Origin of the sequence: Microbispora sp. GKU 823 (assembly GCF_002027145.1) — a bacterium.
GTDB classification, from domain to species: Bacteria; Actinomycetota; Actinomycetes; order Streptosporangiales; family Streptosporangiaceae; genus Microbispora; species Microbispora siamensis.
This window is the reverse complement of record NZ_MWJN01000004.1, coordinates 104,650-127,794: the sequence shown is the minus strand read 5'-3', so window position 1 is coordinate 127,794 and position 23,145 is coordinate 104,650. Positions and strand designations below refer to the sequence as shown.

General features: G+C 69.8%; 21 protein-coding genes, 2 tRNA genes and 2 pseudogenes. 12 read left to right on the top strand and 13 right to left on the bottom strand.

The features are described 5' to 3' along the window. Nucleotides 1–269: 269 nt before the first annotated feature. The gene (locus B1L11_RS54515) at nt 270–428 is read left to right on the top strand and encodes a hypothetical protein (RefSeq protein WP_179154968.1); all 159 of its coding nucleotides are present in this window, start codon (nt 270–272) and stop codon (nt 426–428) included. Between the two features lie 175 nt (nt 429–603). Continuing rightward, nucleotides 604–1,788, top strand: a complete 1,185-nt coding sequence (locus B1L11_RS04105) for a hypothetical protein (protein ID WP_079313236.1) — start codon at nt 604–606, stop codon at nt 1,786–1,788. 416 nt (nt 1,789–2,204) lie between these two features. Here B1L11_RS04105 and B1L11_RS04100 read toward each other — a convergent pair. The 8 genes and pseudogenes from B1L11_RS04100 to galU all read right to left on the bottom strand — a co-directional run bounded on the left by B1L11_RS04100 (nt 2,205) and on the right by galU (nt 7,148). Further along, a tRNA-Ala gene (locus tag B1L11_RS04100) sits at nt 2,205–2,281 on the bottom strand. Nucleotides 2,282–2,331: 50 nt separating this feature from the next. After that, a complete protein-coding gene (locus B1L11_RS04095) occupies nt 2,332–2,625 on the bottom strand; it encodes a hypothetical protein (protein WP_079313235.1) in 294 nt (97 codons plus the stop codon). A gap of 217 nt (nt 2,626–2,842) precedes the next feature. Next, nucleotides 2,843–3,037, bottom strand: a complete 195-nt coding sequence (locus B1L11_RS04090) for a hypothetical protein (protein ID WP_079313234.1) — start codon at nt 3,035–3,037, stop codon at nt 2,843–2,845. 365 nt (nt 3,038–3,402) lie between these two features. Continuing rightward, nucleotides 3,403–4,044, bottom strand: a complete 642-nt coding sequence (locus tag B1L11_RS04085) for a GNAT family N-acetyltransferase (RefSeq protein WP_079313233.1) — start codon at nt 4,042–4,044, stop codon at nt 3,403–3,405. 55 nt (nt 4,045–4,099) lie between these two features. Then, entirely contained in the window at nt 4,100–4,576 is a 477-nt protein-coding gene (locus B1L11_RS04080; protein WP_079313232.1) for a molybdenum cofactor biosynthesis protein B, read from the bottom strand. A gap of 5 nt (nt 4,577–4,581) precedes the next feature. Further along, a complete protein-coding gene (moaC, locus tag B1L11_RS04075) occupies nt 4,582–5,058 on the bottom strand; it encodes a cyclic pyranopterin monophosphate synthase MoaC (protein ID WP_079313231.1) in 477 nt (158 codons plus the stop codon). Next, nucleotides 5,055–6,238, bottom strand: a pseudogene (glp, locus tag B1L11_RS04070) (gephyrin-like molybdotransferase Glp). Before glp ends, moaC begins: the two are co-directional and overlap by 4 nt. A 4-nt stretch (nt 6,239–6,242) precedes the next feature. Next, nucleotides 6,243–7,148 carry a UTP--glucose-1-phosphate uridylyltransferase GalU gene (galU, locus tag B1L11_RS04065; protein WP_079313230.1) on the bottom strand — a complete coding sequence of 302 codons (906 nt, stop codon included), beginning with the start codon at nt 7,146–7,148 and terminating at the stop codon, nt 6,243–6,245. Between the two features lie 33 nt (nt 7,149–7,181). Here galU and B1L11_RS04060 point away from each other — a divergent pair, with 33 nt between their 5' ends. From B1L11_RS04060 to B1L11_RS49690, 5 genes are all read left to right on the top strand, one after another. Beyond that, nucleotides 7,182–7,748 (top strand): 5-formyltetrahydrofolate cyclo-ligase, encoded by a 567-nt coding sequence (locus B1L11_RS04060; RefSeq protein ID WP_143736935.1) that lies wholly within the window; start codon nt 7,182–7,184, stop codon nt 7,746–7,748. 33 nt (nt 7,749–7,781) lie between these two features. Beyond that, nucleotides 7,782–9,287, top strand: coding sequence for a potassium/proton antiporter (locus tag B1L11_RS04055; protein ID WP_079313228.1), 1,506 nt, complete (start codon nt 7,782–7,784; stop codon nt 9,285–9,287). Between the two features lie 160 nt (nt 9,288–9,447). Next, nucleotides 9,448–9,774, top strand: coding sequence for an FmdB family zinc ribbon protein (locus tag B1L11_RS04050; RefSeq protein ID WP_079313227.1), 327 nt, complete (start codon nt 9,448–9,450; stop codon nt 9,772–9,774). A 63-nt stretch (nt 9,775–9,837) separates the two neighbouring features. Beyond that, nucleotides 9,838–10,644 (top strand): S-methyl-5'-thioadenosine phosphorylase, encoded by an 807-nt coding sequence (locus tag B1L11_RS04045; protein ID WP_079313226.1) that lies wholly within the window; start codon nt 9,838–9,840, stop codon nt 10,642–10,644. A 12-nt stretch (nt 10,645–10,656) separates the two neighbouring features. Continuing rightward, on the top strand, nt 10,657–11,400 hold the full coding sequence (locus B1L11_RS49690) for an SAF domain-containing protein (RefSeq protein WP_256862200.1): 744 nt from the start codon (nt 10,657–10,659) through the stop codon (nt 11,398–11,400). 139 nt (nt 11,401–11,539) lie between these two features. Here the strand turns inward: B1L11_RS49690 and B1L11_RS04035 are convergent, their stop codons facing one another. Next, complete coding sequence (locus tag B1L11_RS04035) at nt 11,540–12,658, bottom strand: D-alanyl-D-alanine carboxypeptidase family protein (protein WP_143736924.1); 1,119 nt, start codon at nt 12,656–12,658, stop codon at nt 11,540–11,542. A gap of 129 nt (nt 12,659–12,787) precedes the next feature. Continuing rightward, a complete protein-coding gene (locus B1L11_RS04030) occupies nt 12,788–13,363 on the bottom strand; it encodes a hypothetical protein (RefSeq protein ID WP_143736922.1) in 576 nt (191 codons plus the stop codon). 158 nt (nt 13,364–13,521) lie between these two features. Between B1L11_RS04030 and B1L11_RS04025 the strand changes: the two genes are divergently transcribed. Next, nucleotides 13,522–13,594: transfer RNA gene (locus B1L11_RS04025), tRNA-Arg, on the top strand. A gap of 869 nt (nt 13,595–14,463) precedes the next feature. Here the strand turns inward: B1L11_RS04025 and B1L11_RS54510 are convergent. From B1L11_RS54510 to B1L11_RS04010, 3 genes and pseudogenes are all read right to left on the bottom strand, one after another. Further along, a pseudogene (locus B1L11_RS54510) lies at nt 14,464–15,408 on the bottom strand (recombinase family protein); the annotation flags it as partial. A 301-nt stretch (nt 15,409–15,709) separates the two neighbouring features. Beyond that, a complete protein-coding gene (locus B1L11_RS04015; RefSeq protein WP_079313223.1) occupies nt 15,710–16,729 on the bottom strand; it encodes a site-specific DNA-methyltransferase in 1,020 nt (339 codons plus the stop codon). Then, nucleotides 16,726–17,148, bottom strand: coding sequence for an XF1762 family protein (locus tag B1L11_RS04010; protein ID WP_143736920.1), 423 nt, complete (start codon nt 17,146–17,148; stop codon nt 16,726–16,728). Before B1L11_RS04010 ends, B1L11_RS04015 begins: the two co-directional genes overlap by 4 nt. A gap of 1,351 nt (nt 17,149–18,499) precedes the next feature. On the opposite strand from B1L11_RS04010, the gene B1L11_RS04000 reads away from it, so the two are divergent. The 4 genes from B1L11_RS04000 to B1L11_RS03985 all read left to right on the top strand — a co-directional run bounded on the left by B1L11_RS04000 (nt 18,500) and on the right by B1L11_RS03985 (nt 23,142). After that, nucleotides 18,500–18,772, top strand: a complete 273-nt coding sequence (locus B1L11_RS04000; RefSeq protein WP_256862198.1) for a hypothetical protein — start codon at nt 18,500–18,502, stop codon at nt 18,770–18,772. 133 nt (nt 18,773–18,905) lie between these two features. After that, nucleotides 18,906–20,459, top strand: a complete 1,554-nt coding sequence (locus tag B1L11_RS03995) for a conjugal transfer protein TrbL family protein (RefSeq protein ID WP_143736918.1) — start codon at nt 18,906–18,908, stop codon at nt 20,457–20,459. Continuing rightward, nucleotides 20,456–21,394, top strand: a complete 939-nt coding sequence (locus B1L11_RS03990) for a PrgI family protein (protein WP_079313219.1) — start codon at nt 20,456–20,458, stop codon at nt 21,392–21,394. The genes B1L11_RS03995 and B1L11_RS03990 overlap by 4 nt, the downstream gene beginning before the upstream one ends. Continuing rightward, on the top strand, nt 21,391–23,142 hold the full coding sequence (locus tag B1L11_RS03985; RefSeq protein ID WP_079313218.1) for a VirB4 family type IV secretion system protein: 1,752 nt from the start codon (nt 21,391–21,393) through the stop codon (nt 23,140–23,142). The genes B1L11_RS03990 and B1L11_RS03985 overlap by 4 nt, the downstream gene beginning before the upstream one ends. Nucleotides 23,143–23,145: the final 3 nt, after the last annotated feature.

Here is a 23,145-nt window from a genome sequence, read left to right as displayed (position 1 = left end):
AAGAGGCGACCACTCAATCCCGGCAGGGCGTCAAGGCCCTACCCGCATCTCCGGTGGAACGCCAAAGGTTCTCCCGCATCTCCTCCGTATGACTTCACGGAGGACGGCGGAGGTTGATCACCCGGAGAAGCAGAGAACTCTTCGCGGGCTCCGGCATCGTCCAGCGCGCCGACCGCGAACCCGGCGCATCCAAGCCTTCATCAGGTCGGCTGACGCCAGGCGAATCGCCGCCTACCGGCAGGTCAGGCACCTATCGTGGGGCCGCTGCGATGTGCGGTACCACGCACCAGACCGTCAGACGCATCATCGAGCGGGCACCGGCCGGGAACAAGGCGCCGGGCCGCAAGCAGCGCGAGCACGACTACGACCAGGTCGCCGGCCTGGTGGCCGAGAAGGTCCGCGCCGTCTTGTGGATCCGAAGCCTCTGACCGGCCTGAAGATCCGAACCTCGTACAGGCTCTAGCGGGGAGTGCCCTCAGTGTCAAGGTCAAGTTGGCCTCGACCTCCCCTCCGGGCGGACGGATGGTTCCTTCATTCGTATGAGCGCCAAAATCATCGCCGGTGGGGAGTTTCTGGACAGCGAGCCTTCCTAGCGTGGCCGTTATGAATCGCACATTGCTCATACGGGGCGTGGCCTCTGCCGTGGCGGTCGGCCTTCTGCTCACCGGGCCCGCCGTACAGGCCGCGTCAAAGCCCGTCACCGTGGCCCTGCCCCAGCCGACAGGTCCACGCGAGATCGGCACCGTCGCGCTGCACCTGCGTGACGGCTCTAGGGCCGACCCGTGGATCAAGGAACATGACCGGCGTGAGCTGATGATCAGCCTGTGGTATCCCACGCGTCGTCCGGACGGCCACCCCGCTGCGCCTTGGCTGCCGCCTCGCGCCGCCGAGGCCTTCTATCGCAGCAGCAGCCTCTCGCCTGCGGCTGTCGGCCTGCCCTCGACCCATGGCCGTGAAGGGGCCCCTGTGGCGGGCCGAGGGCTCCCCGTCGTACTGTTCTCGCCCGGCAACGGCGCCGACCGTTCCATGAACACCGCCACGGTCGAAGAACTGGCCAGCTGGGGCTACATGGTGGTCACGATCGATCACCCGGGCGATGCCGGCGAGGTGGAGTTCCCCGACGGCACGGTCACCGGCCGTGTGCTGAAGCCAGTCCCGGTGAGCCGGCTGGGCGAGAAGGCCGACGAGATCAAGGTGCGGGTGGCTGACACGCGCTTCGTGCTGGACCAGCTCAAGAAGCTGAACAAGGGGCAGAACCCCGATGCTGAAGGCCGGAAGCTGCCGGAGGGGCTGCGTGGCGCGTTCGACCTGAGCAGGGTCGGCATGTTCGGCCATTCCGCGGGAGGAGCGACGGTCGCCGCGACGATGCTGGAGGATCGGCGGGTCAAGGCGGTTCTGAACCTGGACGGCCCCGTCCTCGGGAAGGTGGCCGCCAAAGGATTGGCCAAGCCGTACATGCTCATGGAGGCCGAGATCTTCGACAAGCCCATCCGCGGGCAGAAGGCCTTCTGGTCCCGGCTGAAGGGCTGGCGGCTGCACGTGAAGACCAAGGGTGCCAAGCACAATTCCTATACCGACCTGCCGCTGCTGTACGAGCAGGCGGCCCCGGTGATCGGCCTGTCAAAGGAGCAGTTGCGAGCGGTGAACGGGACACTGCCGGCGGCGCGTTCCGTGGCCGTCACCCGCGCCTACACAATGGCCTTCTTCGATCTGCATCTACGGCGCAAAGGCCACCTGCTCGACAGGCGTTCCTCGCGGTTTCCCGAGGTGCAGGTGATCGCCCGTTAGAGCCTCGACGAGGTTCGGATCTTCAGGCCGCTCAGAGGCTTCGGATCCACAAGACGACTCCACGTAGGCGCAGGCCTGCCAGATAGCTGTCGGGCGTCTTGCCGAACCGGAAGGCCAGCCCACGCCGCTCCTCGATTCGATTGACGCACCGTTCCGCGGTGGTGCGCTGCTTGCAGAGATCGGGATCATGGTTGACCGGGCGTCCGCCGCGAGAGCCGCGCTTCTCGCGGTGGACGCCCGGTCGGCCTTCTCCGGAACGACCACCTTGAGGCTGGCACTCCCCCAGCAAGCAATCGACGCGCTACGTCAGCACCAACGCGTGCGCTCGCCCCGCCGTCTGGTGATCTCCGCAACGATCTCGCGGCCCTGAGCAGCGAAAAGGCCCGCCAGGTGGATCACCTGACGGGCCTTCGTCGTGGTGGAGCTATGGGGATTTGAACCCCAGACCCCTTCGATGCGAACGAAGTGCGCTACCGGACTGCGCTATAGCCCCAACGACCTCGACTAGATTAGCAAACTCTGCGGGGTGTTCGCGCCACCGATTCAGTCCCCGGCCGCGCGGCGCCCGTCGGCGTACTGGTCGAAGACCTGGACGCGCTTGCGCGCCTCGAACTTGATGATCTCCGCCTCGCGGGCCGCCGCGGCCAGGGCGCGGCGGCGTTCCCGCTGACGGCGCAGGTGCTCGGCCCGCGCCCGGGCGGCCTTCTCCCGCTGCTCCCTGTCCGCGCGTACGGCCACGCGCAGCACGGCGAGGTAGCCGACGAGGAGCACGCCCGAGGGCGCGACGGCCCACCAGGGCATCACGCGGACGGCCGCGGTGACCACGGAGGCCAGCACGAGCAGGATGCTCCACAGGAGCCGCCGCCGGCGCCGGGCGAGGATCCGGGCGCGGCGGTGGGCGGCGACACGGCGGGCCCGCGCGTGCGCTCCGCGGCGATCTGGTCCGGGGTGACGGCCTCGGCCGGCGCGCGACGGAAGACGCGGCGGGATCGGCGGAGTCCGCGGACGCGGCCGGCGGGGTGACCACCCGTGTCGGCGTCGCCCCCCGTCCACGTCACGGGTGCCGTCGGCGTCGTCGGCAGTGGCGGCCTCCGGGGGAGTCGTCGGCGAGCGACTCGGACAGCGTGGACGCCTCCGCCTGCTCCTCGAACAGATCGTCGTCGGTGTGCCGGTCCCGGCGCAGCCACATGGGCAGCAGGACGCTGAGCCACATGACGACGATGGCCAGGTAGAGCAGGGCGCTACCCATGCGCCCACCCCCACGCCCTCCGGCGATGGGCATGGTGAACACGTCCGTGGCCCTGTGTCGGCGGAGAGGTGTTCACGTCACGCACCGTAGGACTGTGTGTCACTGAATGACGAGCATTCAGTCCGGTGTGTCGCGAGATCGTCAAAGCTCTTCATGTAATTCGATCCCGTGCGAGCGCGCGATCCCCACAGGCACGCGGGTCGCTCTGCTACCGCTGGGCCAGCGGCGGCCGGGATGCGATGGACGGAGCCCGCTTCCTCATGTGGATGCCTCCCGTGACGCGGTTTCGGTTACCGCCACGGAGCATCACAGCACCCGCTAGTGATCGGTTTGTCCTTCGATTGCAGCCGGCCGGGCGCCGCCTCCTAACCGGGGCTGGACTCGCTGCGGCGGGCGGCCGAGTTCATCGTGCGGCGCCACTGGACGAGCAGTCCGCGCGGCACGTCCTCGACGGTCAGCGCGTAGCAGATGTGGTCGCGCCAAGCGCCGTCGATGTGCAGTTGACGCCGGCGGATGCCCTCCTCGCGGAATCCGAGCTTCTCCACGACCCTGCGGCTGGCGTGGTTCTCCGGCCGGATGTTGGCCTCGAGCCGGTGTAAACCGGTCGTGAAGAAGCAGTGGTCCACCGCCATGGCGAGCGCGGTCGGGATGATGCCCCGCCCGGCGAGCGCGCCGTCGACCCAGTAGCCCACCTGCGCGGAGCGGGCCGACCCCCACACGATCGCCCCCACGGTGAGCTGCCCGGCGAACCGTCCCTCGTACGTGACGACCCAGGGCATGGCCATCCCCTGGCGGGCCTCGCGGCGCAGCGTGCCGACCATCGAGACGTACGGCCCGAGGCCGGTGCGGAACAGGGGGGTCTCGGGGTTGCTCGGCTCCCAGGGGCGGAGCCATTCGGCGTTGCGCAGACGGGTGTCGCGCCAGTCCCGCACGTCACGCAGGCGCAGCGGCCGCAGCCCGACGGGCCCCTCGGCCATGGACGCCGGCCAGCCGCGAAGTCGATCCATTCGTCAATCATCCACCGGAACACGGTCAACGCGCCACGCGGGACGCGCCCCGGTCTCAGCGCGCATGATCGCCCCCGTGGATCTGGTCGACCACGTGAGCCAGGATCGGGGTCAGCACGGCCATGCCGTCCCGTACGCCGCCCGAGGACCCGGGCAGATTGACCACCAGCGACCTGCCGGCCTGCCCGGCGAGGCCGCGGGACAGGATCGACGTCGGCACCTTCTCCCGGTTGACCAGGCGTACGGCCTCGGCGATGCCGGGGATCTCCCGGTCCAGCACCCGCCGGGTCATCTCCGGGGTGAGATCGAGGGGCGTCACCCCGGTCCCACCGGTGGTGACGATCACGTCGTAGCCCGCGGCGACGCCCTCGCGCAGCGCGGCCTCGACGGCGTCCCCGTCGGGGACCACGCGGGGCCCGTCCACCTGGTCGCAGCCCGCCTCCTTCAGGAGGGAGGCAAGCAGCGGCCCGGAGCGGTCCTCATAGACGCCCGCGGACGCCCTGTTGGACACCGTCACCACCAAAGCGCGCAACGCCCTTACTCCTGTCCGGAACGGGTCCAGTGGCCGGTCTTGCCGCCCGTCTTCTCCTCGACCCGTACGTCGCTGATCACCGCCGCCGGGTCCACCGCCTTGACCATGTCCACCAGCGCGAGCGCCGCGACGGTGACGGCCGTGAGCGCCTCCATCTCGACGCCCGTCCTGTCGGCCGTACGGACCCGGGCGGTGATCTCCACCCCCTCGTCCACGACGGCCAGGTCGACCTTCACGCCGGTCAGGGCGATCGGGTGGCACAACGGCACGAGGTCGGGCGTGCGCTTGGCGCCCATGATCCCGGCGATCCGCGCCACGCCGAGCGCGTCGCCCTTGGGCACGTCTCCCGCGCGCAGCACGGCCACCGCCTCCGGCGACAGCAGCACCCGGCCCGTCGCGACGGAGGTGCGCGCGCTGACGTCCTTCTCCGAGACGTCCACCATCCGGGCGGCGCCCGACTCGTCCACGTGAGTCAGCTTCATAGCGGTATCACCTCCACCTCGGCGCCCTCGGGCAGCGAGGTCACGTCCTCGGGCACCACGATCAGCGCGTTCGCCCCGGCCAGCGCCGCGAGCTGGTGCGAGCCCTGCCGGGTGACCGGCGCCACGGTCTCCCGGGTCAGCACGGCCCGCAGGTACGACCGCTTCCCCTCGGGGGAGCGCAGCGGCGCGGTCACGGCCGCCCGTACGGTCGGAGGCGGACCGGCAGGCAGGCCCTGCATCGCCCGCAAGGCCGGCTTGACGAAGAGCACGAACGACACGAACGACGAGACCGGGTTGCCCGGCAGCGTGAAGATCGGCACCCGGTCCGGCCCCACGACGCCGAAGCCCTGCGGCATGCCCGGCTGCATGGCGACCTTCTCGAACGTCACCGTGCCCAGCGGGGACAGGGCCTCCTTGACCGGCTCGTACGCCCCCATCGAGACGCCGCCGCTGGTGATCACGGCGTCGGCCCGCAGGAGCTGGGCGTCCAGCGTGTCCATGAACTCCTTGGGGTCGTCGGTCACCGAACCGGCCCTGAACCCCTCCGCCCCGGCCTCGCGTACGGCCGCGGCGAGCATGAAGCTGTTGGACTCCCAGATGCGGCCCGCGCCCAGCGGGGTGCCGGGCTCGGCGAGCTCGGCACCCGTGGACAGCACGACCACCCTCGGCCGGGGCCGCACCAGCACCCGGCGCCGGCCCACCCCGGCGAGGATGCCGATCTGGGCGGGGCCGATCCTGGCGCCCTCGCGGAGCACCACGTCGCCCGCCCGCACGTCCTCCCCCGCCCGCCGGATCGCGTTGCCGAGCGGGGCCGGCCTGTCGATCCGTGCGCGGGCGGTGCCGCCGTCGGTCCACTCCACCGGGACGACGCGTCGGCGCCGGCGGGCAGGGGCGCCCCGGTCATGATGCGGGTGACCAGGCCGGGGCCGAGGGCGTTCAGCCCGCCGTCGCCCGCAGCCACGTCCCCGATCACCGGCAGCGTGACGGGCGCGGCGGCCACGTCCTCGGCCCGTACGGCGTAGCCGTCCATCGCCGAGTTGTCGAACGGCGGCAGCGGAACGGGCGAGGCGACGTCCTCGGCCAATACGGCGCCGAGGGCGGCCTCGATCTCGACCTCGAGCGGTGCGAGCGGTCGCACCGTCGCGAGGATGTCGGCGAGGTGGCGGTCGACTGGCTTCATCGGCTCACTGTCCGGCCTTGTCCAGGAACTCCCGCAGCCAGGGCAGGAACTCCGGAGCGAGGTCGTCCCGGTTCGCGGCGAACTGCACCACGGTCTGCAGATACTCCAGCTTGTTGCCGGTGTCGTAGCGACGGCCGCGGAACAGCACGCCGTGCACCGGACCGCCCTCCTCCGGGCCCATCGAGGCCAGCGTGCGCAGGGCATCGGTGAGCTGGATCTCGCCGCCGCGCCCGGGCGGGGTGCGCTCCAGCACGTCGAACACGGCGGGGTCGATCACGTACCGGCCGATGATGGCCCAGTTGGAGGGCGCCTCGTCGGCCGGGGGCTTCTCCACGAGGTCGGTGACGCGGACGACGTCGTCCTCGTCGGTCGGCTCGATGGCGGCGGCGCCGTACAGGGAGACCTGCTCGCGCGGCACCTCCATGAGCGCGACGACGCTGCCGCCGTACGTCGCGCGCACCTCGATCATGCGCTTGAGCAGCGGGTCGCGGGGGTCGATGATGTCGTCGCCGAGCAGACAGGCGAACGGCTCGTGGCCGACGTGCTGCTTGGCACACAGGACGGCGTGGCCGAGACCCTTGGGCTCGCCCTGCCGCACGTAGTGCATGGTGGCGAGGTCGACGGGCTCCTTCACCTGGTTGAGCCGTTCCTCGTCGCCCTTGGCGCGAAGAGCGTCCTCCAACTCGTACGCTACGTCGAAGTGGTCCTCGATCGAGCGCTTGTTGCGGCCGGTCACCATGAGGACGTCGAGCAGCCCGGCGGAGACGGCCTCCTCCACCACGTACTGGATGGCCGGCTTGTCGACGATGGGCAGCATCTCCTTGGGGGTCGCCTTCGTCGCGGGAAGGAAGCGGGTGCCGAGACCCGCGGCGGGCACGACGGCTTTGGTCACGGGATCGAAGTCAGCCATGAGTAGACACTAACGGAGCAGTCTTTGGACAAGATGAACCTGCGTCGGCGTATCCTGCGCGGCCGGTCGGAACTCGATCCCAGGACGCTGCGCGAGTCGTCGGCGGCCATCAGGGAGTTACTCCTCGACCAGCCGTGGGTGCAGATGGCGGGGCTGGTGGCCTGCTACTGGTCGACCGGCACCGAGCCGTCCACCCAGGGGCTGATCCTGGCCCTGTGGAAGCACGGCGCCACGGTGATGCTGCCGGTGCAGCGCCTGGACGGCGACCTCGACTGGGCGGTGTACGACGGCCCGGACTCGCTGGCGCCCGGCCCGAACGGAATCATGGAGCCCGTGGACGTCCGGCGCGGCGTCGACGCGATCCGCACCGCCGCGCTGGTCATCGCGCCGGCCCTGGCCGTCGACCGGGTCACCGGCGTACGGCTCGGCCGCGGCGGCGGCTTCTACGACCGGGCGCTCGCCCGCGTCGGGCCGAACGTGCCCACGGTGGCGCTCCTGCACGAGGGCGAGCTGATGGAAGGGGTTCCCGCGGAGCCGCACGACCAGCGCGTACGCTTCGCCGCCCTTCCGAGCGGAATCGCCCGATTGGTACAGATGTGACAAGATTGGTCTAAGTGACGGCGAAGGGAGCGGGTGGGTCTGAACGTCTGGCTGCTTCTGTCCGCCGCCGTCGTCATCGCGGCCATCGCGTCCGTACGGATCGCGCACCGCACCGGCCTTCCCACGCTGCTCATCTATCTCGGCCTCGGCCTGCTGCTCGGCGAGGGCGGCATCGTCGGCATCAACTTCGACAACGCCCAGACGGCCCAGCAACTCGGCATGGTCGCGCTCGCCGTGATCCTGGCCGAAGGCGGTCTCACCACCAACTGGAACCACGTACGCGCCGCCGTGCCGACCGCGCTCGTGCTCGCCACGGTCGGGATCGCGGTCAGCGTCGTCGTGCTCGCGGCGACCGTCGCCGTCCTGCTCGGCATGGAGTGGCGGATGGCCCTGCTGCTCGGCGCGTTCCTGGCGTCGACCGACGCGGCGGCCGTGTTCTCCGTGCTGCGGCGACTGCCGCTGCCGCCCCGGCTCGCCGGGATCCTGGAGGCCGAGTCGGGCTTCAACGACGCCCCGACCGTCATCCTCGTGATCATGCTGAGCGCGGGCTCGTCGCTGACCCTCTCGCTGCCGCACGTCCTGCTGGACACCACCGTCGAACTGGTCATCGGCGCGGCCGTCGGCCTCGCCGTGGGTCCGGCGGGGGTGTACGCGCTGCGCCGGGTCGCGTTGCCCGCCTCCGGCCTCTATCCGATCGCGGTGCTGGCGCTGGCGTTCGTCACCTACAGCGGGGCGACGCTGCTGCACGGCAGCGGGTTCCTCGCGGTGTACCTGACGACGCTGGTCCTGGGCAACGCCCGGCTCCCGCACCGCGCCGCCACGCGCGGCTTCGCGGAGGGCGCCGCCTGGCTCGCCCAGATCGGGCTGTTCGTCATGCTCGGCATGCTGGCCGATCCGCGCGAACTGCCCGGCGTGATCGTCCCTGCCCTGGTGTCGGGCCTGCTGCTGGTCCTGCTCGCCCGGCCGGCGTCCGTGCTGGTGTCCGGGGTGGTGGTGCGGCTCCTGCGGCTCGGCTCGCTGTCGTGGCGCGAGCAGGTGTTCCTGTCGTGGGCCGGGCTGCGCGGCGCGGTGCCCATCGTGCTGGCCGCGATCCCCTGGGCCGCCGGTCTGCCGGGGGCCAAGGGCCTGTTCAACGACGTCTTCATCATCGTCATCGTGTTCACGATCCTGCAGGGGCCCACGCTGCCGTACCTCGCCCGGCTGCTCGGCCTGGCGGCGGAGGGCGAGGCCCGCGACCTCGACGTGGAGGCCGCGCCGCTGGAGGAGCTGAACGCCGACCTGCTGCAGGTCCGCATCCCGCGCGGCTCGCTCATGCACGGTGTGGAGATCTTCGAGCTCAGGCTGCCCGCGAACACCATGGTCACGCTCGTCGTACGGAACGGGCAGTCGTTCGTGCCCACGCAGACGACCCGGCTGCTGGCGGGCGACCAGCTTCTCGTGGTCACCACGGCCGCCCAGCGGGAGACGGTCGAACGCCGCCTGCGCGCCGTCAGCCGCCGCGGCAAGCTCGCCGGCTGGTACGGCGAACGCGGCGGCTGACCGCTGCCGCCCGGGGTGCGCGGATTGGTTCGCAGGCGGACCGCGGCCTGAGCGAATGGGACGGCGCGGGGCAATAAACCGGGCTGGAGTGGCGTTTGGGCTTGTTGATTGCCTACCATTAGCAATCGACCCGGTCGAGTGCCAGTCTCAGGAGGAGCGAGTGCCTACCTACCAGTACGCCTGTACCGCTTGCGGTGAGCAGCTGGAGGCCGTCCAGAAGTTCTCTGACGACCCGCTCACGGAGTGCCCGGCCTGCCAGGGCAAGCTGCGCAAGGTCTTCTCCGCCGTTGGCATCGTGTTCAAGGGCTCCGGCTTCTACCGGACCGACAGCCGTTCGTCGAGCTCGTCGACGACCACGTCCACCACGACGACGTCGTCCTCGAAGCCGTCCGGCGACTCGGGCAAGAAGGAGCCCGCGGCCTCCACGAGCTCGTCGAGCACCTCCTCGTCGAGCACGTCGTCGTCCGGCTCCACCGCGGCCGCCTGAGGTTATCCACAGGGGGTCGGCGGGACGCGGCGGGTGTGCGGCGCCGTTCGCTAGTGTCGGCCCATGGTCAATCGCGCAGACATCGGGGTCATCGGCGGCTCGGGGTTCTACTCCCTGCTGGAGGACGCCGAAGAGATCGACGTGACGACGCCGTACGGCCCGCCGAGTGACTCGATCACCGTGGGCCGCATCGGCGAGCGGACCGTCGCGTTCGTCCCGCGGCACGGTCGCGGCCACACCTTCCCTCCCCACCGCATCCCCTACCGGGCGAACATGTGGGCCCTGCGGTCCCTCGGCGTCCGCCAGGTGCTCGCGCCCAGCGCGGTCGGGTCCCTGCGCCCGGAGATCGGCCCGGGCGCCCTCGTGATCCCCGACCAGCTCGTGGACCGCACACAGGGCCGCGAGCAGACCTACTACGACGCGGGCGGGGCCGTGCACGTGTCGTTCTCCGACCCCTACTGTCCCTCGGGCCGGGCGGCCGCCGTGACCACGGCGCGCGAGACGGGCTGGGACACGGTCGACGGCGGCACTCTGGTCGTGGTCCAGGGCCCTCGCTTCTCCACCCGGGCCGAGTCGAAGTGGTTCTCTGGCGCGGGCTGGTCGATCATCGGCATGACCGGGCACCCCGAGGCCGTGCTCGCCCGCGAACTCGCCCTCTGCTACACGACGCTCGCCCTCGTGACCGACCACGACGCCGGCGTGGAGGCCGGCGAGGGGGTCACCCACGAAGAGGTCCTGGCCTTCTTCGCCGCCAACGTGGAGCGGATGCGCACTCTGGTCGCGCAGGTCGTCGTGGCCCTTCCGGAGGAGCGTCCCTGCCCCTGCGGCAACGCCCTCGACGGGATCAAGCTGCCGATCGAGCTCCCCTGACACGAGGTGGTCATGCGTGATCTGAGACGGCTGACGGCGCGCCGTCGCCGTCCGATCGCCGCCGTCCTCGCCGGTCTGGCGGTGGCCTGTGTGCTGCTGGCCGTCCGTACCCCTGACGGGGTGGAGGTCCTCGCCGCCGCCCGCGACCTCCCCGGAGGCCGGCTGGCCGCCTCCGACGTCGTGGTCGTACGGCTCCCGCCCGACACGGTGCCCGCCGGGGCGTACGCGCCCGGCGCCCCGGTCTCGGGCCGCGTGCTCGCCGGCCCGTTGCGCCGGGGTGAACTCCTCACCGACGCACGGCTGCTCGGGCCGGGCCTGTTCCGCCAATCCCTGAACAGCGAGGCATCCGGCGGGCAGGAGCCGGGTGGGCAGGGCTCCGGCGGTCAGGCGCCCGGAGGGCCGGCCGGCGGTGGTCCGGCCTCGGGGCAGTGGGCCCCGGCCACGCAATCGGGGGCTTCGGCCGCTGGGCCGGGGATGGCCGGGACGCCGGGGATGGTCGCGACGCCGGTCAGGATCGCCGATCCCGACGCCGCCCGCCTGCTGTCGCCGGGAGACGTGATCGACATCCTGGCGGCCTTCGAGGAGGGCCCTTTCCAGGCCCGGACCGTCGCCCAGGAGGTGCGGGTGATCGCCCGGCCGCCGGGCCGTACGGACGGCGGTGCGCTGCTCGTGCTGGCCACGACCCCCGGGCAGGCGGCCCAGCTCGCCCAGGCGCAGGCACAGGGCAGGCTCTCGGTGACCATTCACCCCCACTGACCGGCCTTGCCGGGCGGCGGAGAACGCCGATCAGGCATGACCTGCTGGAGCATCTCCTTGAACCCGGCGTAGCGCCCGGCGCCGAGGATCCGTCCGTGCCGCTCCTCGATGGCGGCACAGGTCGGCCTGCGTGTGTATGTCAGAGCTGGGAGCCGAGCTTGGGGTCGTACTCCCAGTGCCAGGGCTCGAAGGGGCTGTGATACGCCCAGTCGGGGTGCATCCAGCCATACCGCTTGCTGTTGGCCTCCAGCCAGTTGAACTGAACGGAACGGAAGTTCTGCACTCCGCCGCACAGGTCGACGGCGAGCCCCAGGCCGTGGTTGCTCTTTCCCGGCGTGGCCGCGAAGCCGGGCCGCCGGTAGTAGATGGACTGCTGCTCGCTCAGGCTGCGATAGCTGTCGGAGATGCACATCGAGGTGCCGAAGCGCTTCTTGTAGGCGATGTTGAGATCGGCGAAGGCGATCGCCGCGTCCGCCCGCAGTTCCTCTCCGGCCTGCGGCAGGGGGCACAGGATGTTCTTGGGCAGCAGGCCGTTCGGATACTGCTCCGCCTGACTGATCCTGGTCGGGTCACAGCCGCCCGCCCCCTGCGTTCCATCGCCGATCTTCACGCCGAGTTTGATCAGCGCCTTGGTCAGCGACCGGACCAGAGCCGTGGAGCGTTTGCGCAGAACGGTGACCTGCGCGCTCAGCTGCGCCTCCTGCAGGAGGCTGGCCGCCCGGAGCTCCTGCGCCTCCTGCGCGAGCTGCTGCTGCCGCTCCAGCAGCTTCACCGCGTCGCCGAGCACGTTGTTCCGCCCGGCGACGATGTGATCGAGGTCGGCGATCCTCCGGAGCGTCTCCGTGCCGCTGCCCGCCCGGAAGAACGGGCTGATTCCGTCGAGCGAGGGGTCCTGATACATGGACGAGGCGAGGTCGGACAGCGGCTTGCGCAGCTTGTTGAGCTCCGCCGTGGCCTGCTGGAGACTCTCCAGCTTGGTCGCCAGCTCCTTCTCCACGGCGCCGAACTTCTTCTGCCGCGCCACCAGCGCCCTGTTCGCGTCCTCGATGGACTTGTACGCCTTCTGAGCCTCCCGCCGCAGCTCGGTCAGCGTGGTGGGCTCCTTGTCGAGCACGCCGGCCACGGCGCTCTCTCCGGCGGCCTCCGTGGTCGTGGTGCCGGCCAGGGCCGCCGATGCCGTGCCGTACGGCGCCGAGACGGCCAGCGAAGTCATCACCGTGACGACCGCGATCAGCCCGGCTGATCGAGGAGATGGCACGATCGACTCCCCCGTTTGCGAACTCGTGACCTGGGTCAGGGACGCACGTTACTACAGCGCCCTGTGTGCCCGAGCCCCGGTTCGCATAAGCGCTATCGACCGGTCACGTCGCATTTGCGCGTTTCCAGCTCATCGCCCGCCTTCGGGGTGGCCCTCGCGTTCCCGGCAGAGCTCCCACAGCCACGTGTCCCGCCACTCGGGCGCACACGTGAAGGTCGTCTCCTCGCGAGGTTCCGGCTTCTCCACCGGCCGACTCACCTTCGGGGCATCCCGGTGAACGACCTCACGGACGGGTTGGACGATCGGAAGGATCCGTACGATCCCCTCGTAGAGACGCGCGGGACCGGACGGCTCGGGCACCGGCGTCGGGTTCAGCAGGGGCTCCCGCACCGTCCCCGCCATCGGAACCACGGCGATCCTCCGGGCCTCCTGACCGTCCGCGAGATTCGGCGGCACGACCGGCCGCTTACCGAGCGTCCCGGCGGAAGCCCGCTCTCCCGCGGTCCCGGTGCGTATCTCATCCGCCGTCCCAGCCGGTTCCGCGCGTACGGCCGCATCACGTGAGAGATCGCTCCGCACCTGCTCCCCGTAGCCGCTGAAGTCGGCCATGAGCATGCCCGAGGCCAGGATCACCGGCGCGAGCAGCGCCGCGACGAGCACCACCGATCGCAGCCCCCGCGCGGATCCACGTCTCGTTACGGTCACGGCCAGCGACGGTAACCACCCTCCCCTGGCCGCCGTACGACGACTTGCCATGCCTTTACCGCAGGTCAGCCCGCCGATGACCGGCGGCCCCGAAACGACACCCCCAGGGGAGGCGCGAGCGGGCCCAACCTTTCGCTAGGCTTACTGGTGCACATCACGCCTCCGTAGCTCAGGGGATAGAGCACCGCTCTCCTAAAGCGGGTGCCGCAGGTTCGAATCCTGCCGGGGGCACTCACCAAATCTTCGGCACAGGCGCCTGCCTCCGGCAGGCGCCTGTTTTCGTTTCCGGGAAGTTCTTCTGCCATCGCCGCGACTCCTTTGATCGTCTCGTGGTCCAGAGTGATTCGGATCAACGCCACCCCACGGCCGGCGTCATGGCGGATCTCCAGATGGAAGGCCGTGAACAGCTCGCGCTGGAGCTCTTCGGGCAGCTCAGCGATCTTCGTCTGCAGCATGGGGATCATGTGGAGCAGGCCAGCTTGGTGGTCGCGCGCGGGCGGACTCCCCTCGGCATCGGCAAGCTCCTCCGCCTTGGTCCGGCGCTCGCCTTCCAGCTCCGTGAAGCGGGCCCGCAGACGTTGGCAGAACGCGTCGTCCGCGTCGGTGTCCTCGATCTGAGCGATCAGCCTGTCCTGCTTCCGCGTGATCTCGGTGATGCTCTTCTTGAGCGCACGGCACCGAGACTCCCACTCCTCCTCCGCCTGGCGGCTGTTCTGCGGCAGGTCGGCGGCGAGAAGTTCATGCCGCTGTTGGCCGAAGACGCGTCGTTGAAACAGATCATGAACTGCGTCAACAAGCAGGTCTTCACGAACGCGGACGACCTTGGGATGGCCAGGGAAACGGTCCTCCCGGCCATGATGGTTACGGTCGGGCTGGCACACGTAGTAGGCGTCCTGGGCCTTGCGGCGCGTCTCGGTCTGGCCGAACATGCGCCGGTCGCAAAGATCGCAATGGACGAAGGACCTCAGCAGGTACGTTCGGCGCGCCTGCGAGTGCCTGTTGAGCTGAGCACCGGAACGCGACGTGTTGCGCGTCCGGCCGACCTTCTGAGCGCTCTCGTAGATCTCCCGGGTGACCAGAGGCTCATGGGTCGGCTGCTCGGACCAGACCCAGGCGCTGGGAGGGTTCAGCATGCTGCGGTTCGTGCCTCGGCGGCTGGTGGTTGCCTTCCGATTCCACACCATGTAACCGGTGTACTTCGGGTTGAGCAGGATCTCCCGGATCCCGGACCGAGACCAAGAATTACGTCCCCGGAAGTTCGGGTTCAGCGACTCGGGCGGTGGATAGCGCTCATGGTCCGCGTTGAGCCGGTCGGCGATGTCGCCATATCCCAGCCGTTCCATCACCCGCCATACGAAGATCTGCGTGACGGCAGGGCCACGCACCGGGTCGGGCACCAACCTGGTCTTGCTCTTGCCGTCCGCCGCCTTGGCCGGAACCGGATGTGGGACCTTCTCCGCCTGGTAGCCGTACGGAGGGCGCCCGATGTTCCAGCCCTGTTGGGTGTGGGTGCGGAGGCCGTCCCAGGACGCCTCCATCATCTGGACGGCGTACCACTCGGCGATGCCCTGCTTGACCCGGCGGGTGAGGATGGCCGTGGCGCGTTTGCCGTTGAGCGTGATCGGCTCGTCGGCCGCGAAGAGAGCGACCCCGAGTTGTTCGAGCTCATGCTCGATCTTCGTCCCGTAGAACGTGCGGCGAGAGATCCGGTCGATGGACTCGCAAATGACCGCGTCGAACCGGCGGTTCGGCCGGGCGGCTTCGGCCAGCAGGTCCTGAATTCCGCCATCCCGAGGAATAGGAATCGTGAAGCGCTCGTGGGCGGTGCTGTGGCCACGGTCTTCCAGGTTCTTGCGGCCCGACTCGATGTCGTAGAAATGAGCGACGATCAGGGCGCCGGGCGGCAGTGCCGCCCGGCTGTTGCTGAGCTGACGAGGCAGAGAGAGCGTCGGGTCCTGTAGATCCTCGGTCGAGGTTCGTCCGCACCAAGCGACACGTAGCCCGTCGAAGGGGTCCTCGCGTGCCTTGCTCTCCCATCCGCCCACCAGCCTTACCCCCTTGCATCCTCAGCGGTCATCCAGAGCAGGATCTTGTAGATGGCACGCGCCTGGGTGGCCCGCAGTCCTCTGCCCTGATCCCCGGAAAGCGTGACGACCTGATATTCGATCGTCAGCGGCTGCGGCTCTGCCGCCCCTGACCGTGCAGATGAACCCTCGGCTGCCGGTCGGGGCTCTTCATTCACAGTAATCAGAGGATCGGCTGCCCGACTCGCCCTTCCGGGCCCTGCAGAGTACGCCGCTGAGGCTGGTTCGAGAGACTCTGAGCAGGCCCTTTGTGACCGTTCAGTCACCCTCGCCTCCTGCCGGGAGTGCCCCCGTCTTGATTGACGAGGAGCCGGGTTCGGGCGAGTTCGCAGTAGTCGGCATTGAGCTCGATACCGGCGAACTTCCGGCCGAGTTGCCGCGCCGCTATACCAGTGGTGCCACTGCCGGTGAACGGGTCCAGGACGGTGCCGCCGGGGCGGCAGCCGGCGGCAATCGCTGTCAGCGGGATGTCGACCGGGAACGCCGCGAAGTGCGCCGCCCGCAGTGGCCGGGTGGGGATCGACCAGACGTCCCCGGGGTTCCTGCCGTTGGGGTGCGCGGCGGCATGCCGCTCACCCGTGGGCCGCATCGCCGCGCCGTGCCGCGGGCCGGCCGAGTCCTCCCCGTACTTGCCGCTCGGAGGCCAGGCCGTCGTGATGCTGTTCGGCTTGTTGCCCCCGGCTCGTGCTCGCCTGGAAATCGGGCGGTCGCCGGTGTAGGGCTGGCGGACCGGGTCGAGATCGAACCAGTACCGCTGCTGCTTGACAAGCAGGAAGATCAGCTCGTAACGGTTGGACATCCGGTCGCGGACGGACTGCGGCATCGCATTGGGCTTGCTCCACACGATAGCGTTGCGGAGGATCCAGCCATCCTCCTGCAGGGCGAAGGCGACCCGCCACGGCATGCCGAGCAGGTTCTTCGGCGGCACGGCCAGGCGGGCCTTCGGCCGTACCTCGGGCTGGCGCGGGTTGTAGTGCTTGCCGCGGGACCAGCCGTCGGAGTTGGCCGCGTAGCAGTCGCCCACGTTCAGCCAGCAGGTGCCGTCGTCGGCGAGCACCCGGCGAGCCTCGGCGAAGGTGGCCCGCAAGGTGTCGACGTAGTCCTCCGGCGTGGGCTCCTGCCCGTACTGGCCCTCGCAGTAGTTGCGGAGGCCCCAGTACGGCGGACTGGTGACGATGCAATCCACCGAGCCCTCATCCATCTCGGCGAGCACCGCATGCGCGTCCCCGTGGTAGATCGCCGCGTGCTCGTCGCTCCAATACGGCTCGCGCAGTTTCCTCATGCGCGACCTCCGGAGATCTCCCACAGGACGCGGGCGACGTGACCGGAACGGCTGGTGCCCCATCCGAGCGGGCTGGGGACCAGCCGGAACCCGGCCGCGCACAGGCTGGTGCCGGGCTCGTCGACACGGGTGTAGGCGATCAGGCGCCTGTAGCCCTCAGCCCGCGCGGCCCGCCAGGCGGCACCCAGCAGGGCCGAGCAGGCATTGGGCGTGCCGTCCGTCGACAGGCAGACGACCTCGGCCGTGCTGCCGTCGTCGAAGGCCCAGAAGGCGGGCCTGCCGACGAAGGCGACGCCGACCAGGGTTGTGTCGCTGGTCTGGACACCGATGACGAACTCCGCCGCGGCCGGTGGGGCGAGGTAGCGGTGCGTCCAGGCGGTGAACGCCCACGCGGTTTGTACCGCGACCGGCGAAATCACCAGACGTGGCTTTTCCGTTGTGGCTAGGCCGCCGCTGCCGGCGTTCTTCTGGATGCCATTCCTTTTCTCCATTGATTTGTCGGGACACGTTTTCCGGATGCGGGCCGCCGAGGCCGTGAACACGGCTCCAGTGGCATGCAACCAGGCAAGCAGCGTCCTCAGAGTCCACTCAGAGGCCGGGCGGCTGAGCTCAGAAGGTCGCGCTCAGAAGCCGCCGAGCTACTCAGAATGCCGAGGCTCTGAGAAATTTCTGAGCGACTACCCAGCTTTTCTCTGAACCGTTTCTGAGGCGGTGCGTACACCGGTTTCGAGACCACGAACTCCTTCTCGACCCGGAGCACGACATGAGCGCGCATCGCCTCACCGAATCACCCCTGGACACCGCGGAGACGTCATTCCGGTTGCTGACGACCGGTCCCGGGGCCCTGTCCCTGGACTGCACGGCACTCGCCCCCGGCCTGCCCCGGGGAGCGGTCTGCCTTCGGGAGTTGCGCGTGCTGCTCACCAGCCGGACCATCACCGACGAGGCGCGGGACGCCGTCTGGCGGGAGCTGGTCGCACGCGCCCAACAGGCCAGCTCGACCTGGACGGTCGCGGCCATCGGCATGGCCATGCCGGCCCTGCGCACGATCGCGATAGCGCTGACCCGCGACCTGGTCCGCGGAGACCCCGTGGACGTCGATATCGCGATCATGGCGGGCTTCCTGCGAGCCCTGCATCGTGTGGACACCGCCCTGCCCCACATCCGCGCTCGACTGTGCGAGGCAGCCCGCTTCGCGGGTGAGCGCACCCGCCGTCACATCGAGGCCACGGCCGAGCGCCGCTGTGCGGCCGGCGAGCCGATGCCTCCCCCGCGTCCCTGGTACCACCCCGATCTGGTGCTGATCGACGCAGTGGCCCAAGGTGTACTCAGCGAGCTCGACGCTGAGTTGATCAGCCTGACGCGGCTTGAGGACGTGCCGCTGAGGGACCGCGGCCCGGTCAGCGGGCAGCAGAACCGCCGCGAGTTGCCACTGATCAACGTCCGGCGGGAGGAATCCGAACCCGCCGCCTTTCCCCCTATCGCTTCTTCGCCCCCGGGAGAAGCGCACTCGGCTTCCGCGCGAGCCAGGGAACTCCGGATGCGCACACAGCAACCGACCCGAAGGGAGGCAGGGACACAACCCCTGGCTCCGCGCGGTTCTCTCCCAACCACCCCTCTGTCGTGGCCCGCTGTCACCGCGCCGCCCGGCAGCGGCACCCGGTACGGCACCCCAGCGGCAGCTGTCCCTGCCGCAGAAGACCGTCCTCGCGGGGGATCGCCGTCTGGGGCCTGGCCATTACGGCAATCACCATTCTCGTCATTGCCGCAGTGGCAACCGGCGCCTTCGCTGCTTCCCCGGTGGCCGCCGCTCCGTCGGATCTCAACGCGGTCTTCACGAATCTACGCAACTGGCTGATCGGCCTGCTGGCGACGCTGGCCACGCTGATGCTGACCATCGGCGGACTTCGCTACCTCATCGCCGGCGGTGATCCCGGCGAGGTTCAGAAGGCCAAGGGGGCGTTGAAGGCGGCAGCCTTCGGCTACGCGCTGGCCGTGCTGGCTCCGCTCTTCGTGAGCATCCTCAAGCGCGTCGTCGGGTGAGAACGATGGCCTCCTCACCCTGGCCTCGGGTCACCGGCTCAGCCAACATCAGTCGGCCCGACGCCTCGTTCCGCGCTGCCGCGACTCCCCGGCCCGCTGCCTGGGCGCAGTCGTACGCCTCTCATTGCCACGTATGGCCGTGCTGCTGGTCGTGACGGGATCGGTTGTTGCCATCGCGGCAACCGCGAGCGCCACTCCAGTGCCGGTTCCTTCGCCCTCATCGTCGCTGTCCGGACCAGTCGACATCCCGGTGGACAGTCCCGGGTTCGGGTTCGGCATCGGTGACTGGATCAACGGCCAGATCAATTCCTGGTTCGCCAACCTGGTCGCGCTCGCGATCAAACCGCTGCTGGACGTGCTGGCCGCCACACTGCTGGCGACCCCGGACGTGTCCGGCAACGGCAGAGTGTTCGACCTGTGGAAGGCAACCGCGGCCATCGCGAACACCGGATTCGTCCTGCTGACCACGATCGGTGCGATCACCGCGATGGGGCATGGGACGGTCCAGACCCGATACACAGTCAAAGAGGTCCTGCCGCGCCTGTTCGTCGCGGTCCTGGCCGTCAACGTCAGCTTCGGCATCTGCGGCAAGGCCATCGAACTCGCCAACGCCCTGTCACGCGCGCTGCTCGGCCAGGACTTCGATGAGAGGCGCGCGGCGGCGACCCTGCGCCTCCTGGTTGTCGTCCCAGGGCAGCAGGAGATCTTCTACATCCTGCTCGCGCTGGTCGCGGTCATCTTGCTGATCCTGTTGCTGATCGCGTTCGTCATGCGGGCCGCGCTGATAGTGCTGCTAGTGGTCGCCGCGCCGCTCGCACTGGCCTGCCTGGCACTGCCGTACACCGACGGGCTGGCCCGGTTCTGGTGGCGAGCCTTCACGGGGCTGTTGATTGTGCAGGTCGCTCAGTCACTCACGCTGGTCATGGCGGTACGGATCTTCTTCAACCAGGACGGCCGTCTCCTGCTCGGGCTCATGCCGACCGGGCAGCTCGTCAACCTTGTCCTCGTCCTGTGCCTGCTGATCATCTTGGTGCGCATCCCGGGCTGGGTTTCCCGGCGCGTGTTCGCCCAGACCGCCGGCCGTGGCTCAACGGTCACGCGGATCGTCAAGTACGCCTTGGCCTACAAGCTCACCTCTCCGGTCATGAACGCTCTGCACCTCGGCAGAGGGCCACGCGGCGGCAGGGGTTCAGGCAGGGCCAGGGGTGCGACCTTCTCCATGGCGAGCAGGGCACTGCCCGCGCTCGCCGCAGGTCCCGCTGGTACGGCTGCCGCCACCACAGCGACCGCCGTCTCCGCGGCCAGGGGCGGCACCGGCCAGGCCCACCACGCGCCCGGGGTGGCTCGCCGTCCCGCCACTCCTGGCAACTTGCAGCCCGGCCCGGTCAAGCATGCCCCGTCCGGTTCTCCGGGTCAGGGCAAGTACGCGACACCGCTGCGGCCATCGGTTCCGATTCCCCCCACCACGCCGGTGTACGGCTACCCGCGCGACACCTACTACGCCAACGGCCCGGCAGGGCTGGTGCAGATGTACTGGCTCCGCACCCAATCCACTCCATCGACGTCTGGGCGGTCAGTCCAGGCGCCCAGTGCGCCGGCTCCCGGCGGCATCGACCGGCCTCAGAACCCTGGCCGTCGTGGGCCGCAGCGGCATGGCCGCCCGTCCGGCGGTGGTGACAACCGATGAGCTGGGTGCAGCCGGTACGCATCCCCGCCGATGTGGACCAGGAGGACCGGATCGTCGGCGGCTTCACCGCCCGGCAGGTGGCCATCCTCGGCGGCACCGCAGGCCTGCTGTACGCCGCCTACATGCTCGTCGGAGAGCACGTGCCGCTGGTGGCGTACGGCGTCGGGGCCCTGCCGATCGCGCTGACCGGCATCCTGCTCGCGATCGGACGGCGTGACGGTGTGAGTCTCGACCGGTACGTGCTGGCCGCGCTCCGTCACCAGCGTTCCGCGAAGGCTTTGGTCTCCGAATCAGGGAGCATTCGTCCGGCTCCCGCCTGGATAGCCGCCAGGTCTACTCTCCGGCCCGCCCCGGTGCGCCTTCCGGCGCGAGGAGTGGCCGATGAAGGGCTCATCGATCTAGGGCCGGATGGGGTCGCCGCCCTGGCGGAGGTGTCCACGGTCAGCTTCGCCCTTCGGACACCGGACGAGCAGGACGCCCTCGTCTCAGGTTTCGGCCGCTGGCTCAACTCACTGTCCGGCCCGGTCCAGATCCTCATCCGTGCCGCGCCGGTGGACCTCAGCGAGACGATCAACAGCTTGGTGGACAACGCTCGTGCGCTTCCTCACCCCGCGCTGACGGCCGCGGCGCATGAGCACGCGGCCTTTCTCACCGGCCTTTCGGCCGGGCACGACCTGCTGCGCCGTCAAGTCCTGCTGGTCGTCCGGGAGCCCTGCGCCGAGACGGGCGGCCGGGACGCGGCATCGGCCCGGGCGCTGCGCCGCCTGGAGGAGGCCGCCCGATTGCTGTCGGGCTGCGCACTCACCGTCCGCCCGCTGGACGCCCCGGCTACACGGGCGCTGCTCGCCTCCTGCTTCGACCCCGCCGGCCTGCCGCTACCCACCGACCAGCTTGCGACCCCGGGCGAGGTCATCAGGACAGGAGAACACCGGTGAAGCTCTTCCCACGCAGGCGCACGGCCCTCGCCACTGGGTTCGGCCCGGACGCGATCCAGGTCCGGCCGCGGGACCTTCGAGTGAGTGGCGGTCTGTGCGCGACCCTGGCCATCAGCGGCTACCCGCGCGAGGTCACACCCGGCTGGCTGGAGCCGTTGCTGACCTACCCCGGTCGCCTGGACGTGTCGCTTCATGTCGATCCGGTCCCGTCCCAGCTCGCCGCCGATCGACTGCGCAAGCAGCTCGCGCGTCTGGAATCCGGGCTGCGCAGCGATCAGCAGCACGGCCGGCTTCTGGATCCCGGAGCGGAGGTCGCGGCAGAAGACGCCCAGGATCTCGCCTCCCGCATCGCGCGCGGTCAGGCCAAGTTGTTCCGCGTCTCGATCTATCTCACCGTTCACGCGGCCACCCAGGATGAGTTGGACGAGGCGTGCGCACAGGTACGAGCGCTGGCCGCGTCACTGTTGCTGGATGCCCGGCAGGTCACCTTCCGACAGCTTCAGGGCTGGGTGTCCTCGCTGCCGCTGGCCTTCGACAACCTGGCCATCAGCCGTACGTTCGACACTCCGGCGCTCGCGGCGGCGTTTCCGTTCACCAGCCCGGACCTGACCACCGAACTGGGACCGACCGCCGTCCTGTACGGCGCCAACGCCGCCAGCCCGTCCCTCGTCGCCTGGGACCGATTCGCCCAGCCCAACCACAACTCGGCCATCATCGCCAGCAGCGGAGCCGGGAAGTCCTATCTGGCCAAGCTGGAAGCGCTGCGATCCCTCTACGCCGGGGTCGAGGTCGCGGTCATCGACCCGGAAGACGAATACGCCCGCCTGTGCACGGCCCTCGGTGGCGCCTACCTCCACTTGGGCGCGCCGAACGTCCGGCTCAACCCATTCGACCTGCCCCTTGAGGGGCGGCGGGACGGGGACCCGCTGACCCGGCGGTCGCTTTTCCTGCACACGCTGGTCGCGGTCATGCTCGGCGGGCCGCTGGACCACGCCGGTAAGGCGGCACTCGATCGGGCGATCCTCGCCACCTACAAGCAGGCCGGGATCACCTTCGACCAACGCACATGGAAGAAGCGCCCGCCTCTCATGAGCGACCTGGTAAGCGCGCTTACCAGAGACGACGACCCCAAGGCCGCCGGGCTAGCGGCAGGCCTCGCGCCGTACGTAACCGGCAGCCACCGCCAGCTCTTCGACGGACACACCACCACCCAGCCCGACTCCCACCTGGTCGTCTTCTCCCTCCGGGACCTGCCCGAGGAGCTCAAGGCCGTCGGCACCCTGCTCACCTTGGACGCCGTTTGGCGAAGGGTCTCCGACCCGCGCAACCGTCGCCCGCGCCTCGTCGTGGTCGACGAGGCATGGCTGCTCATGAAGGACCCCGAGGGCGCCAAGTTCCTGCTTCGGATGGCGAAGGCGGCCCGCAAACAATGGGCCGGGCTGTCGGTGGTCACCCAGGACGCTGCCGACCTGCTCGGCTCCGACATCGGACAGGCGATCATCGCCAACTCCGCCACCCAGATTCTGCTTCGGCAGGCTCCCCAGGCCATCGACGCGGTCAGCGACGCCTTCGGCCTGTCCGACGGGGAACGCCACCTCCTGCTCTCCGCCGAGCGCGGCTTCGGCCTGCTGGCAGCGAACTCCGGCGCGTCCCGCGTGGCCTTCCAGGTCCTGGCCAGCGAGCAGGAACACCGCCTGGTCACCTCCTCCCCTCAGGAACTCGCCGAGTACGCGGAGGACGACCTGTGAAGA

Coding starts and splice junctions, on each gene's coding strand:
- moaC (WP_079313231.1), bottom strand. CDS start 5,058: ATGAAGCTGACTCACGTGGACGAGTCGGGCGCCGCCCGGATGGTGGAC.
- B1L11_RS04090 (WP_079313234.1), bottom strand. CDS start 3,037: ATGGGTAGCGCCCTGCTCTACCTGGCCATCGTCGTCATGTGGCTCAGC.
- B1L11_RS03995 (WP_143736918.1), top strand. CDS start 18,906: ATGGCCGTGCTGCTGGTCGTGACGGGATCGGTTGTTGCCATCGCGGCA.
- B1L11_RS49690 (WP_256862200.1), top strand. CDS start 10,657: ATGCGTGATCTGAGACGGCTGACGGCGCGCCGTCGCCGTCCGATCGCC.
- B1L11_RS54515 (WP_179154968.1), top strand. CDS start 270: ATGTGCGGTACCACGCACCAGACCGTCAGACGCATCATCGAGCGGGCA.
- B1L11_RS04105 (WP_079313236.1), top strand. CDS start 604: ATGAATCGCACATTGCTCATACGGGGCGTGGCCTCTGCCGTGGCGGTC.
- B1L11_RS04045 (WP_079313226.1), top strand. CDS start 9,838: ATGGTCAATCGCGCAGACATCGGGGTCATCGGCGGCTCGGGGTTCTAC.
- B1L11_RS03990 (WP_079313219.1), top strand. CDS start 20,456: ATGAGCTGGGTGCAGCCGGTACGCATCCCCGCCGATGTGGACCAGGAG.
- B1L11_RS04015 (WP_079313223.1), bottom strand. CDS start 16,729: ATGAGGAAACTGCGCGAGCCGTATTGGAGCGACGAGCACGCGGCGATC.
- B1L11_RS04085 (WP_079313233.1), bottom strand. CDS start 4,044: ATGGATCGACTTCGCGGCTGGCCGGCGTCCATGGCCGAGGGGCCCGTC.
- B1L11_RS04060 (WP_143736935.1), top strand. CDS start 7,182: ATGAACCTGCGTCGGCGTATCCTGCGCGGCCGGTCGGAACTCGATCCC.
- galU (WP_079313230.1), bottom strand. CDS start 7,148: ATGGCTGACTTCGATCCCGTGACCAAAGCCGTCGTGCCCGCCGCGGGT.